The 13288-nt window shown below is 73.2% G+C and carries 10 protein-coding genes and 1 pseudogene; 3 read left to right on the top strand and 8 right to left on the bottom strand.

Translation table 11 applies throughout. The features are described from left to right. Positions 1-5: 5 nt before the first annotated feature. From ACIP64_RS16585 to kdpF, 6 genes are all read right to left on the bottom strand, one after another. The gene (locus ACIP64_RS16585; protein WP_401586650.1) at positions 6-689 is read right to left on the bottom strand and encodes a response regulator; all 684 of its coding nucleotides are present in this window, start codon (positions 687-689) and stop codon (positions 6-8) included. Next, positions 686-3295, bottom strand: coding sequence for an ATP-binding protein (locus ACIP64_RS16580; RefSeq protein ID WP_401586648.1), 2610 nt, complete (start codon positions 3293-3295; stop codon positions 686-688). The genes ACIP64_RS16585 and ACIP64_RS16580 overlap by 4 nt, the downstream gene beginning before the upstream one ends. Before the next feature lie 98 nt (positions 3296-3393). Further along, on the bottom strand, positions 3394-4017 hold the full coding sequence (gene kdpC, locus ACIP64_RS16575) for a K(+)-transporting ATPase subunit C (RefSeq protein WP_401586645.1): 624 nt from the start codon (positions 4015-4017) through the stop codon (positions 3394-3396). 18 nt (positions 4018-4035) lie between these two features. After that, complete coding sequence (gene kdpB / locus ACIP64_RS16570; protein ID WP_401587310.1) at positions 4036-6069, bottom strand: potassium-transporting ATPase subunit KdpB; 2034 nt, start codon at positions 6067-6069, stop codon at positions 4036-4038. Positions 6070-6152: 83 nt separating this feature from the next. Continuing rightward, positions 6153-7817: a potassium-transporting ATPase subunit KdpA gene (gene kdpA, locus ACIP64_RS16565; protein ID WP_401586643.1), complete on the bottom strand. Its 1665-nt coding sequence runs from the start codon at positions 7815-7817 to the stop codon at positions 6153-6155. Next, on the bottom strand, positions 7817-7906 hold the full coding sequence (gene kdpF, locus ACIP64_RS16560) for a K(+)-transporting ATPase subunit F (protein ID WP_360909391.1): 90 nt from the start codon (positions 7904-7906) through the stop codon (positions 7817-7819). Before kdpF ends, kdpA begins: the two co-directional genes overlap by 1 nt. Before the next feature lie 365 nt (positions 7907-8271). On the opposite strand from kdpF, the gene ACIP64_RS16555 reads away from it, so the two are divergent. Further along, a complete protein-coding gene (locus ACIP64_RS16555) occupies positions 8272-9213 on the top strand; it encodes a MerR family transcriptional regulator (RefSeq protein ID WP_401586640.1) in 942 nt (313 codons plus the stop codon). Here the strand turns inward: ACIP64_RS16555 and ACIP64_RS16550 are convergent. Together ACIP64_RS16550 and ACIP64_RS16545 are read right to left on the bottom strand one after the other, a co-directional pair. Then, a pseudogene (locus tag ACIP64_RS16550) lies at positions 9188-9595 on the bottom strand (epimerase); the annotation flags it as partial. The gene ACIP64_RS16555 and the pseudogene ACIP64_RS16550 sit on opposite strands and share 26 nt — an antisense overlap. Before the next feature lie 69 nt (positions 9596-9664). Then, positions 9665-10633, bottom strand: a complete 969-nt coding sequence (locus ACIP64_RS16545; RefSeq protein WP_401586638.1) for a lytic polysaccharide monooxygenase — start codon at positions 10631-10633, stop codon at positions 9665-9667. 210 nt (positions 10634-10843) lie between these two features. Between ACIP64_RS16545 and ACIP64_RS16540 the strand changes: the two genes are divergently transcribed. Next, a complete protein-coding gene (locus ACIP64_RS16540) occupies positions 10844-12514 on the top strand; it encodes a protein kinase (RefSeq protein ID WP_401586635.1) in 1671 nt (556 codons plus the stop codon). After that, complete coding sequence (locus ACIP64_RS16535; RefSeq protein ID WP_401586633.1) at positions 12511-13284, top strand: hypothetical protein; 774 nt, start codon at positions 12511-12513, stop codon at positions 13282-13284. The genes ACIP64_RS16540 and ACIP64_RS16535 overlap by 4 nt, the downstream gene beginning before the upstream one ends. Positions 13285-13288 lie beyond the last annotated feature (4 nt).

The following is a 13288-nucleotide window of genomic DNA, read 5'->3' as shown; positions in this document are numbered from 1 at the left end:
CGGGCTCAGGGCTCGAAGCGGTAGCCCAGGCCGGGCACGGTGATCAGGTGGCGGGGGCGGGAGGGGTCCGGCTCCAGCTTGTGCCGGAGGGTGGCGAGGTAGACGCGCAGGTAGTTGGTGCGCTTCTCGTTGCCCGGTCCCCAGACCTCGCGCAGCAGCTGACGTCCCGTCACCAGCCGTCCCGGGTTGCGCAGCAGCGGCATGAGCAGCCGCCACTCGGTGGGGGTCAGATGCGGTGCCTCGCCCCGGCCCCGGCGGGGGCCGACGGTGAAGGCCGCGAGGTCCAGGCGGTATCCGCCGACCTCGACCGTCTGCGGCTCCTCCACGGCCGCGGGGCGGCGGAACACCGCCCGCAGCCGGGCGGCGAGTTCGTCCATGGAGAACGGCTTCGTCAGGTAGTCGTCGGCGCCGGCGTCCAGCGCCGGGACCTTGTCGGCGGGGTCGGACCGCCCGGACACCACGATGATCGGCAGCGGGCTCCACGCCCGGACGCCGAGGATGACGTCGATGCCCGCCATGTCCGGCAGTCCGAGGTCGAGGACGATCGCGTCGGGCGGGTTGATCGACACCAGGGTCAGCGCGGTCGCCCCGTCCGGTGCCGTGGTCACGGTGTAGTGGCGGGCGGTGAGGTCGATGTCGAGGGCCTTGCGGAAGCCCGACTCGTCGTCGACGACCAGAACGCGCCTCATGTCAGGGCCTCCTCGTCCCCGAGGGCGGGTTCGGCGGACGCGGCGGCCTCTGCCGCGTCCGCCACCGGCAGGGACAGCACCATGGTCAGTCCACCGCCGGGCGTGTCCTCGGGGGTGAGGGTGCCGCCCATGGCCTCGGTCAGTCCGCGCGAGAGCGCGAGCCCCAGGCCGAGCCCGGTGGTGTTGTCGGTGTCGCCGAGCCGCTGGAAGGGCGCGAAGACCCGTTCCCGGTCGGCAGGCGTGAGCCCGGGCCCGCGGTCGGCGACGCGCAGTTCGACGCGCCCGCCGAGCGCGCTCGCACCGATCAGGATCCTGGTGCCCGCCGGGGCGTGCCGCTGTGCGTTGGTCATCAGATTGGCCACGACGCGCTCCACCAGCGGCGGGTCGGCCAGCGCGAGCGGCGCCTCGTCCAGCCCCTGGGTCACCACCTGCGCGGTGGCGTCGGTGAGGCTGTCCAGGGCCAGCGGCACCACCTCGGCGAACGCGGTCGGCCGCAGCGTCAGCCGGAGCGCACCCGCCTGGAGCCGGCTCATGTCCAGCAGGTTGTCCACGAGGCGGCTGAGCCGGGCCAGCGACTCCTCGGCCGTCGTCAGCAGTTCCTCGCGGTCCTCGGCCGAGAACTCCACCTCGCGGCTGCGCAGCGAGCTGATCGCGGCCCAGGCGCCGGCCAGCGGCGTGCGCAGGTCGTGGCCGACCGCGGCCAGCAGCGCGGTCCGCATGCGGTCCGCCGCCTTGACGGGTTCGACCTCGGCGGCGGCCTCGGCGAGCCGGGCGCGTTCCAGCGCGGAGGCCACGTGGCCCGCGAAGGCGACGAGGACCCGCCGCTCGGAGGCGGCCAGGCGGCGGCCGCGCAGGACGAGGGTGTCCTGCGGGCCGACGGCGACCGCGACGGTGTCGCCCGCCTCGCCGTCCCGTTCCGCGACGACCGCACCGCGGTGGTCGGAGGGCCCGTGGACGAGTTCCGCGGACTCCAGCCCGAAGGCCTCGCGTGTCCGTTGCAGCAGCACCTCCACGGCCTGGTCGCCGCGGAGGATGTTGCCGGCCAGCGAGGAGAGCGTCTCGGCCTCCGCCGTCGCCCCGGCGGCGCGCCGGGACAGCCGCAGGGAGCGGTCCACGATCGCGGCGACGGTGACGGCGACGACCGCGAAGACGGCCAGGGCGAGCACGTTGTTGGTCTCGCCGATGGTGAACCGGCCGATGGGCGGGATGAAGAAGTAGTTGAGCAGCAGCGACGCGGTGACCGACGCCAGCAGCGCGGAGGCCACCCCGCCGATGCACGCGACGCCGACGACGGTGAGCAGGAAGAGCAGGGCCTCGCTGGTGAGGTTGAGGTGCCCGCGGGTGTTCGCGAGCAGGGCGGTCAGCAGCGCCGGCAGCACGAAACCCGCCACCGGCCCTGCGACCTTGCGCACGAAGGGCAGGTCGCTGCTGGGGACGGGCAGCAGGCGGCCGCGGCCCGCGCGTTCGTGGCTGACCATGTGGACGTCGATGTCACCGGAGCGTTCCACGATGGTCTCGCCGACCCCGCGCCCGGTGGCGAAGCGCGCCAGGCGGCCGCGCCGGCTCACCCCGACGACCAGCTGGGTGGCGTTCTCGGCCCGGGCGAACTCCAGCAGGGCGGTGGGGACATGGTCGCCGACGACGGAGTGGAAGCTGCCGCCCAGGCTCTCCACGAGGGCGCGCTGCCGGGTCAGGGCGGCCGGCGAGGCGTCGGCCAAGCCGTCGCTGCGGGCGATGTGGACGGCCAGCAGGTCGCGGGTGCCGCCCGCGCCGGAGGCGCCGCCGCCGTGGGAGCGCTCGGCGATGCGCGCCGCCCGGCGGATCAGCGTCTCGCCCTCGGGGCCGCCGGTGAGCGCCACCACGACGCGTTCGCGGGTCTCCCAGACCCGTCCGATGCCGTGCTCGGTGCGGTACTTCTGGAGGGTCTCGTCGACCCGTCCCGCGACCCACAGCAGGGCCAGTTCGCGCAGCGCGGTGAGGTTGCCGACCCGGAAGTAGTTCGACAGGGCGGCGTCGACCTTCTCCGGGGCGTAGACGTTGCCGTGGGCCATCCGCCGGCGCAGCGCCTCGGCGGGCATGTCCACGAGCTCGATCTCGTCGGCGCGGCGGACGACCTCGTCGGGCAGGGTCTCGCGCTGGGGGACGCCGGTGATCTTCTCGACGACGTCGTTGAGCGATTCCAGGTGCTGGATGTTGACGGCGGTGAGGACGTCGATCCCCGCGTCGAGCAGCACCTCGATGTCCTGCCACCGCTTGGTGTGCGCGCCGCCGGGGATGTTGGTGTGGGCCATCTCGTCGACCAGGGCGACCTGGGGGGCGCGCGCGAGGACGGCGTCGAGGTCCATCTCGGTGAACTCGGCCCCGCGGTAGTGCCGTTCGGCGCGCGGAACGATCTCGAGACCGTCGAGCTTCGCCTCGGTGTGCGGCCGTTTGTGGCACTCGACGTAGCCCACGACGACGTCCGTCCCGCGGGCGGCCCGCCGGCGGCCCTCGTCCAGCATCCGGTAGGTCTTGCCCACTCCGGGTGCGGCTCCGAGGAAGACCTTCAGTTTGCCGGGCCGCCCTTGGCGGGCGCCGGCCGCGGCTGTGACGACTGGCTGCGTCACCGGGAGTCCTTCCTTGCGGGGATGTCACGCCGCCCGGCGCCGCAGGATGCCTGCGACGCCGGGCGGCGTGGTCCGTGCGATACGGCCGGAACGCGACGTCACCCGAGCTGGGCGAGCGCGAGGTTGAGCTCGACCACGTTGACGCGCTCGGCGCCGAGGAAGCCGATGACGCGGCCCTGCACGTGGTCCGCGACCAGCTTGCGCACCTCGGACGCGTCCAGGCCGCGGGCCGTGGCGACACGGTCGGCCTGCTCGTAGGCGTAGGCCGGCGAGATGTGCGGGTCGACACCGGAGCCGGAGGCCGTGATGGCGTCGACCGGGACGTCGCTGGGGGCCACGTCGTCGAACTCGGCCACGGCGGCGCGGCGTTCCTTGATCGTCTTGATCAGGCCCTCGTCATTGGGACCGAGGTTGGACGCGCCGGTGGCGAGCGGGTCGTACCCGCCGGGCCGCGGCTGGAACCACTTCGGGTCCGGCAGGGCGGCCTCGTCGGCGTCGTCCGGGTTCTTCTTCGGGAGGTTGAAGCTCTGGCCGATGAGGCTGGAGCCGACGGTCTTTCCGTCCTGCGTGATCTTGGAGCCGTTGGCCTGGCCGGGGAAGACCGCCTGGGCGACCCCGGTGACGGCCAGCGGGTACACGATGCCCGCGACGACCGTGAACACCAGCAGCATGCGCAGGGCGGCCAGATGGTTCCGGACCACGGCGGGAAGGGAGCTGGACATGTCGATTGCCTTCTTCGGTCAGCTGAGTCCGGGGATGAACTGGATGATCAGGTCGATCACCTTGATGCCGGCGAACGGCAGCACCAGGCCACCCAGACCGTAGATCCAGATGTTGCGGGTCAGCAGTGCGGACGCCGAGGACGGCCGGTAGCGGACTCCGCGCAGCGCGAGCGGGATCAGCACCACGATGATGAGGGCGTTGAAGATGATCGCCGAGACGATCGCCGACTGCGGGCTGTGCAGCTGCATGATGTTGAGCTTGTCCAGGCCCGGGTAGGCGATAGCGAACATCGCGGGGATGATCGCGAAGTACTTCGCCACGTCGTTGGCGATGGAGAACGTCGTCAGCGCGCCGCGGGTGATCAGCAGCTGCTTGCCGATCTCCACGATCTCGATGAGCTTGGTGGGGTTGGAGTCCAGGTCCACCATGTTCCCGGCCTCCTTGGCGGCCGAGGTACCGGTGTTCATGGCCACGCCGACATCGGCCTGGGCCAGCGCCGGGGCGTCGTTGGTGCCGTCACCGGTCATCGCGACGAGCTTGCCGCCCGCCTGCTCCCGCTTGATCAGCGCCATCTTGTCCTCGGGCGTCGCCTCCGCGAGGAAGTCGTCGACACCCGCCTCCTCGGCGATCGCCTTCGCGGTGAGCGGGTTGTCACCCGTGATCATCACCGTGCGGATGCCCATGCGGCGCAGCTCGTCGAACCGCTCCCGCATGCCCTCCTTGACGACGTCCTTCAGGTGGATGACACCCAGGACCCGGGCCGCGCCGCTGTCCTTGACCGCGACGACGAGCGGCGTGCCGCCCGACTGCGAGATGCGGTCGACCTGCGACTGCACCTCCTCGCCGGCCTGGCCGCCGTTGGCGGCGACCCACGCGGTGACCGCGGACGCGGCGCCCTTGCGGATCTGGCGGCCGTCGATGTCGACGCCGGACATGCGGGTCTGGGCGGTGAAGGGCACGAACTCGGCGTGGCCGAGCTCGCCCTCGTGCCGGGCCCGCAGGCCGTACCGCTCCTTCGCCAGGACGACCACGGAGCGGCCCTCGGGCGTCTCGTCGGCCAGCGACGACAGCTGCGCGGCGTCCGCCAGCTCCTCGGCGGTGACAGCGCCGACCGGCAGGAACTCCGCCGCCTGGCGGTTGCCGAGGGTGATGGTGCCGGTCTTGTCCAGCAGCAGGGTGTTGACGTCACCGGCGGCCTCGACGGCACGGCCGGACATGGCCAGCACATTGCGCTGCACCAGTCGGTCCATGCCGGCGATGCCGATCGCCGACAGCAGACCGCCGATGGTCGTCGGGATGAGCGCGACGACGAGGGCCACGAGGATGACGATGCTCTGCTCGGCGCCCGCGTAGATCGCGAACGGCTGCAGGGTGACGACCGCCAGCAGGAAGACGATGGTCAGCGAGGCCAGCAGGATGTTGAGCGCGATCTCGTTGGGCGTCTTCTGCCGGGAGGCGCCCTCGACCAGGGCGATCATCCGGTCGATGAAGGTCTCGCCCGGCTTGGACGTGATGCGGACGACGATGCGGTCGGACAGCACCTTGGTGCCACCGGTGACCGCCGAGCGGTCGCCGCCGGACTCCCGGATGACCGGGGCCGACTCACCGGTGATGGCCGACTCGTCCACCGAGGCGACACCCTCGACGACGTCGCCGTCGCCGGGGATGATCTGCCCGGCCTCGACGACCACGTGGTCGCCGAGCCGCAGCCCCGAAGCGGGCACCTGCTCCTCACGGAGCCCGGTGGCGCCCGGCCGCCAGTCCGCCACACGGCGGGCGACGGTGTCGGTCTTGGTGCGCCGCAGGGTCTCGGCCTGCGCCTTGCCGCGGCCCTCGGCGACGGCCTCGGACAGGTTGGCGAAGACGACGGTCAGCCACAGCCAGACGGTGATGACCCAGGCGAAGATGCTCGGGTCCTTGATCGCCGACAGGGTGGTGAGGACGGCGCCGACCTCGACCACGAACATGACCGGGTTCTTGAACATCACCCGGGGGTCGAGCTTCCGCAGCGCGCCGGGAAGCGAGGTGATCATCTGCTTCGGGTCCAGCATGCCGCCGGAGACGCGGTGCGGATGCTGCGGCCCGGGCGATGCGGCCCCCGGCGCGGCCGGGGGTTCGAGGGTGGTCAGGGACATCAGGACAGACCTTCCGCGAGCGGACCCAGCGCGAGGGCGGGGAAGTAGGTGAGACCGACGACGATGAGGATCACGGCCGTCAGCAGGCCGACGAACTGCGGCCGGTGGGTCGGCAGCGTGCCCGCCGTCGCGGGGACCGGCTGCTGCTGCGCCAGCGATCCCGCCAGTGCCAGGACGAACACGATCGGCAGGAGGCGGCCGAAGAGCATCGCCAGGCCGAGGGCCGTGTTGTACCAGTCGGTGTTGACGGTGATGCCGGCGAACGCCGAGCCGTTGTTGTTGGCGGCGGAGGTGAAGGCGTACAGCACCTCGGAGAAGCCGTGCGCGCCCGAGTTGAGCATGCCCGCCCGCTCACCCGGCAGGGCCATGGCCAGGCCCGCGCCGACCAGCACGATGGCCGGGGTGGTGAGGATGTAGAGGGAGGCGAACTTCATCTCGCGGCCGCCGAGCTTCTTGCCCAGGTACTCCGGCGTGCGGCCGACCATCAGACCGGCGACGAAGACCGCGATGATCGCGAGGATCAGGATGCCGTAGAGGCCGGACCCGGTACCACCGGGCGCGATCTCGCCGAGCATCATGTTGAAGATCGTCATGCCGCCGCCGATGGGCGAGTACGAGTCGTGGAACGAGTTGACGGCGCCGGTGGAGGTGAGCGTGGTCGACACGGCGAACAGGGCCGAGCCCCACACGCCGAAGCGCTGCTCCTTGCCCTCCATCATGCCGCCGGCCAGATGACCGGCCTGGCTGCTGACGCTGTGCAGTTCGTTCACGGTCACGATGGCGACCGACGCGGCCCAGATCGTGGCCATCACGGCGAGGATCGCGTAGCCCTGGCGGTTGTCGCCGACCATGCGGCCGAAGGTGCGCGGCAGCGAGGTGGCGATCACCAGCAGGAGGTAGATCTCCAGCCAGTTGGTGAAGGCGTTCGGGCTCTCGAAGGGGTGGGCGGAGTTGGCGTTGTAGAAACCGCCGCCGTTCGTGCCCAGCTCCTTGATGACCTCCTGCGAGGCGACCGGTCCGCCGGTCAGGCTCTGGTGGTCGCCGGCGATGGTCGCGATCGACTCCACGCCGTGGAAGTTCTGCACCACGCCCGCGGCGACCAGCACGATCGCGAAGACGAACGCGATCGGCACCAGCACGCGGACGGTGATGCGGGTGAGGTCCACCCAGAAGTTGCCGACGCGGTCGGTCTTCTTGCGCGTGAAGCCCCGGATCAGGGCGGCGACGACGGCGATGCCGACGGCCGCGGACACGAAGTTCTGCACCGCGAGGCCGGACATCTGCACCAGGTGGCCCATGGTGGACTCACCCGAGTACGCCTGCCAGTTGGTGTTCGTCACGAAGGAGACGGCCGTGTTGAAGGCGACGCCCGGCGTGACGGCCGGCATGCCGATGTCCAGCAGCAGGTGGTTCTGCAGCCGCATCAGCCCGTAGAGGAAGAAGACGGAGACGGCGGAGAAGGCGAGCACGCTCCGCAGGTACACGGACCACTTCTGGTCGGCGTCCCCGTCCACCCCGCCCAGCCGGTACACGAGACGCTCGACGCGCAGGTGCTTGACCGAGGTCAGGGTGTGGGCGATGTAGTCGCCCAGCGGTCGGTAGGAGAGGGCCAGCGCGCCGACCAGCGCGAGAATCTGGAGCCAGCCCGCGAGGGTGTCGTTCACTAGAACTTCTCCGGGTGGATCAGCGCCAGCACCAGGTACCCGACCAGGGCGACGGCGACGACAAGACCGACGATGTTGTCAACGCTCACAGCCGCTCGACCCCCTTGGCGACGAGGCCGATGACGGCGAAGGCGACGACGGCGATGACGAGGAACGCTAGGTCTGGCATGCGAGAGCACCCCGGGAGACGTGTGGCACAGTGACCGCCCGCCCTCGGGGGCAAGCGGTGCCGGTGAGAACCGGCCTCCCGTAGAGAAGCGCCCCGCGATGCCCCCGACCAGGTTTGTTGGCGCCTTCCATACGGGTGCTCGCGGCGCCTTAACGGTGTTTTTACGCCTCGCCGCCCCGGGGCGGGCGCGTGCGGCGGATGCGTGGCAGGCTCGGGATCCCGGTCGCGGACCGGGCGGGGCGCGGGCTTGAGTCTCCCCCGGCGGGAGACCCCACGATGGCGGACATGGACGACGACACCACCCTCCACACCATCGGCGACCTGGCCCGGCTGACCGGTCTGACGGTCAAGACCATCCGGTACTGGTCGGACGCCGGAGTCGTGCCGCCGACCGACCGCACACCCGCCGGATACCGGCTCTACGACCGTGCCGCGCTGGACCGTCTCGGCCTCGTCCGCACGCTGCGCGACCTCGGCATCGACCTCGCCGCGATCCATCGCATCCTGCGCCGCGAGATCACCGTCGCCGAGGTCGCCGCGGCCCACGCCGAGGCCCTGGAGGTGCAGATCCGCACCCTGCGGATGCGCCAGGCGGTGCTGCGGACGGTCGCGGGGCGCGGGTCCTCACCACAGGAGACCGCACTCATGCATCAGCTCGCCACGCTCTCGGACCGCGAACGCCGCCGCCTCGTCGAGGAGTTCATCGACCACACCGTCGAGGGCATCGACGCCGACCCCGCCTTCGTCGCCATGATGCGCGACGCCGTGCCCGTACTGCCCGAGGACGCCACCGCCGCGCAGGTGGACGCCTGGGTGGAGCTGGCCGGACTGGTGCAGGACCCCGGCTTCCGGGCCGCGATGCGCCGGGCCGTCGCCGACCAGAGCCGCACCGCCGGCGCCGCGGCGGCCCCGCCGGCCGCGGAGGACCTGGCGTCCCTGGCCGCGCTCCTGCGGGAACGCGCGGGGGGCGCCGCGGAGGCCGGGACCGACCCAGCATCCGCCGAGGCCCGTCCGGTCGTCGACGAGCTGGTGGCCGCCTACGCGCGGCTGACCGGCCGCCGGGACGACGCGGAGTTCCGCGCCTGGCTGCTGGAGCGGCTGGAGGCCGGCCACGACGCGCGCTACGAGCAGTACTGGCAGCTCGTCGCGGCGGTCGGCGGGCAGCCGGCGCCGCCCGCCCTGACCCCGGCCGTCCTGTGGTTCAGCTCCGCTCTGCGGGCCGGCTGAGCACCTCGCGGCAGAAGGCGAGGGTGGCGTCCAGGGCCTCGCCCAGCGGCGCGGGGCGGACGCCGAAGGTGTTCTCGAAGGCCGAGGAGTCCATGATCTGCGGCTCGGTGTGCTGGTAGAACATCTCGGCGTACTCGCCCACGAACACCTCGTCGAAGGGCCCCACGGGCCGCAGCTCGTCCACCACGAGGACCTTCAGCGGCCGCCCGAGCCCCGCGCGTCGTCACGGCGGGCGCGGTCGGCAGGTGCCGGACCCGCGCGTCGTCCTCGGGCCGCCCGCCCAGGTGGCGAGGCCCACCGCGACGTCGCCCGTGAGGGTGCAGCTGTGCGGCAGGTCGATGTCGCCGAGGCCGAACGCCTCGCCGCCGGTCAGGGCGGCGGGGCCCGCGGACACACGACGGCCCGGGGCCGCGCCGCCGAGCGGTGGCGCGGCCCCGGGCCGTGAACCGGCTCAGCCCGGGCGCGTGCCCGGCGAGCGGCGGCGGCGCAGGGCGAGGGCGAGCAGCCCGGTGACGGCGAGACCGGCGGCGCAGCCGATCGCAAGGGCGGTGGGGCCGGAACCGGAACCACCGCCCTGCGCTGCGACGGGCTGCGCGTCCGGGGACTCGGCCGCCGGGACGGCGCCGGGCGGCGAGGCGGAGGACGGGGTGGCGGGCACCTCCGCCGGCGAGGCGGAGGCACTCGCCCGGCTGGGCGACGGCGCCGGCTTCACGGACGCGGCGGGCCGCGGAGGCTTGGCGGTCTTCGTGGGCGCCCCGCCGGCGGCCGGCTTCGCCGCGGCCGGGAACACCACGTCCGAGCAGGAGTAGTACGTGTCCGGCGTCGAGGAGTTCTGCCAGATCGTGAAGAGCACGTGGCGGCCCGTGCGGTCCGCGGGCAGCCGCCCGCTGATCCGGTACGCACCCCCCTGGATCGCCGGGTCCGTCGCGGTCAGGAAGGGGCGGGACGCGACCTCGGACCAGGTCAGCGGACGGGTCGGGTCGTAGCCCTGCTTCGTCAAGTAGAGCCGGAACGTGCCCTGGTGAGGAATGGTCGTGGCGTAGCGCATCGTGAAGGCGGCGCCGGGCACGAGCCGCGTCGCCGGCCAGTCGGCGCGCGCGAGGTCCAGGCCCCGGTACGCGGGCAGGCCGCCGCTGCACAACTTGCCGTCCGGGACGACCTGCCGGTCGCGGCCCGCGACACCGGCGACGCGCAGGTTGTCCCACTCGGCGAAGGCGGCGCCGCCCCCGTTGGCCGCCGCGGCGGCGCGGCAGGCCGCCGTACCGGTGAAACGCCCGCTGCCGGCCGCGCACGCCGCGGCCCGGCTGACGGGGTCGACGGGCGCCCCGTGCGCGGCGGCAGGCCCCGCCGACGCCAGCAGGGGCAGCAGCGCGGCGGTCCCCGCGACGACGGTTCTGAGCACGTGGCGCGATGGGGCCATGCCGGGCGCCTCCCCTTTTGCTGGTTTGCCGGTCGCTGCCGGTCGTTGACGGTCATTGAGTCGGTTCGCAAGTCGCCCCGTACTACGGGCCGTCCGCGTCCGGCGTTCAGCCGCCGGCCCCCGGGAACCGGCGGTGGGGGAAATGTGTCTGTGAGGGGGACAGCGGGTGCGGGCGGGGGTACCGTGCGACGCTGTAAGGGGGGCGAGGGGATGAGCGGCTGGAGCGCTCCGGGCTACACGGAGTCGGCGGAGCTGGGTTCGGGCGGCAGCGGCCGGGTCGTCCTGGCCCGGCATGACGCCACGTCAACTCCCGTGGCGATCAAGTACCTCAGCGACGAACTGCGCACCGACGCCGGTTTCCTGCGGGAGTTCCGCGCCGAGGCGCAGCTCTTGGGCGGCCTGGACACGCCGTACGTGGTGAGCCTGTACGAGTACGTCGAGGGCCCGCACGGCGCGGCCATCGTCATGGAACTCGTCGACGGCATCGCGCTGCGCGCCCTGCTGCGGCAGGAGGGCGCGACCGGCCCCGAGGCGGCCCTGGTGGTCCTGAAGGGCTCGCTGCTGGGCCTGGCCGCCGCGCACCGCACCGGCGTCGTGCACCGCGACTACAAGCCGGAGAACGTGCTTGTCGCGGCGGACGGTTCGTCCAAGCTGGTCGACTTCGGGATCGCGGCGCGCAGCGGCGAGACCCCGGACGTGGCCGGCACGCCCGCCTACATGGCACCGGAGCAGTGGACCGGGCTCTCCGCCTCCCCCGCGACCGACGTCTACGCGGCGACGGCGACCTTCTACGAGTGCCTGACCGGCCGCAAGCCGTTCCACGGGGAGAACTTCGCCGAGCTGGCGGTGCGGCACATCGAGGGCCCGGTGCCCGTGGACGGTACGCCGGAGGAGCTGCACCCCCTGCTGCGGCGCGGGATGGCCAAGGAACCCGCGGACCGGCCCGCCGACGCGGCGGCCTTCGTCGCCGAGCTGGAGGGGATCGCGGGAGCCGCCTACGGCCCGGAGTGGGAGGAACGCGGTCAGCGCAGGCTGGCCGCCCTCGCGGCGCTGCTGCCGCTGCTGTTCCCCTCGGCGCGGGCGCAGGGTGCGCAGACCGCGCTGGCCACCACCGTGATCGGGCAGGGCGGCCGCCGGCTCGGCCGGCAGGGGCTCCTGGCGGCCGTGGGCGGCCTCGCCCTGGCGGGCCTGCTGACCTTCGCCGCGGTGGCCTCGGGCGAGGGCCCCCGGCAGACCACCGCCAACTGGTCCGGAACGACCACCACAGCCACCCCGGACGACGGCTCGGGCGCCCCCGGCGGCACGGTCGCGCCACCGTCCGTCAGCCCGTCCAGCAGCCCCACGGCGTCGGCCTCCCCATCGGCCCCGTCGTCCGTCGCGCCGTCCGCGAGCGCGTCCGCCACGGTCGGCGCCACCGCCTCCGCCGGTTCCGCACCGCCGGCGACCAGCCCCACGACCTCCGCACCCACCGGCGGGACGGCCACCACGACGTCGCCTCCGCCGACGACCGGCCCGCCGACCACCTCGGCGTCGCCCACACCGCCCGTGACGGTCGAATCGGTGTCCGTGACCACGCTGTCCCAGACGGGGACGTTCGACGTGTCGGCGAGCGTCCGGGTGACGACGAGCGACGCCCGCCCCGTGACCCTGACCGTCTCCTGGTTCCAAGGCACCGGCAAGGGTGAACCCGGCACGCCGGACGGCACATCGGTGTTCCCGCTGAGCGGGCAGACCGCGTACACGATCACGGCCCCGCACTCCTTCCCGCGCACGTCGGGCTGCTGGTTCGGGGCCGTCGCGTCGACCTCGCCGGACGCGGGCAACGGCCAGTCGACGCAGCAGATCCTCTCCGACTCCCGTCAGTGCGTGCAGATCTCATGAGCGAGCCGCGCGACCTCACGCCGGAGGACACGAAGCGCACCTGGCGGCTCGGCAAGGAGCCCCAGGACGCCGTCCCGCCCGTCCAGGACGCCGCCGTCCCGCCCGCCGACGAACGGCCGGAGCCGGCGCCGGACTACAGCGCGACCGTCCTCGCGGAGCACTGGGCACCCGCCGCCACGACGCCGGCCACGACGCCCGCGCCGCCGGCGACACGTACGGAACCGTCCGTCACCCTCCCGGACCGGGTGGACGGAGAGGTCATGCGCTTCGGCCCCGGCGTGACCCCGGCGGCCGCCGCCCGCGCGAACGTCGCGGCGCAGGTGTGGCACGGCACCCTGAGCCCGCCCGCCGTGCCGGATCCCGCCGCCGCGCGCCGCCGCCGCGGGCCGCGCCGCTACCTCCTGGCCGGTGCCGTGCTGCTCGCCGTGCTGGCCTACCTGGCGTGGCAGCGCTTCGGGCCGGGGCTCGCGGTGCGGGAGGTGACGGTGGCCGCGGTGCCGTCGGCCCCGTCGTGCGACACCCGGGTGGACGTGGTCGCCACGGTCCGCACCAACGGCCGCGCCGGAACGATCACTTACCGTTGGCTGCGCAATGACGGAACGTCGTCGGACACGCTGTACGAGAAGGTGCCGCGCGGCCGCGGGACGACCCGGCTGCACCTGCTGTGGACGTTCCAGGGCCACGGCAGCTACGACGCGCGGGCCGAACTGCGGGTGAGCGCACCCGGCAGCCGCTCGGCGACGGCGGCGTTCACGTACACCTGCACCTGACACA

The organism is Streptomyces sp. NPDC088733, assembly GCF_044751185.1.
Taxonomy (GTDB): domain Bacteria; phylum Actinomycetota; class Actinomycetes; order Streptomycetales; family Streptomycetaceae; genus Actinacidiphila.
Note: the sequence above shows the minus strand (reverse complement) of the source record. Positions and strands in the feature narration are given on the sequence as shown.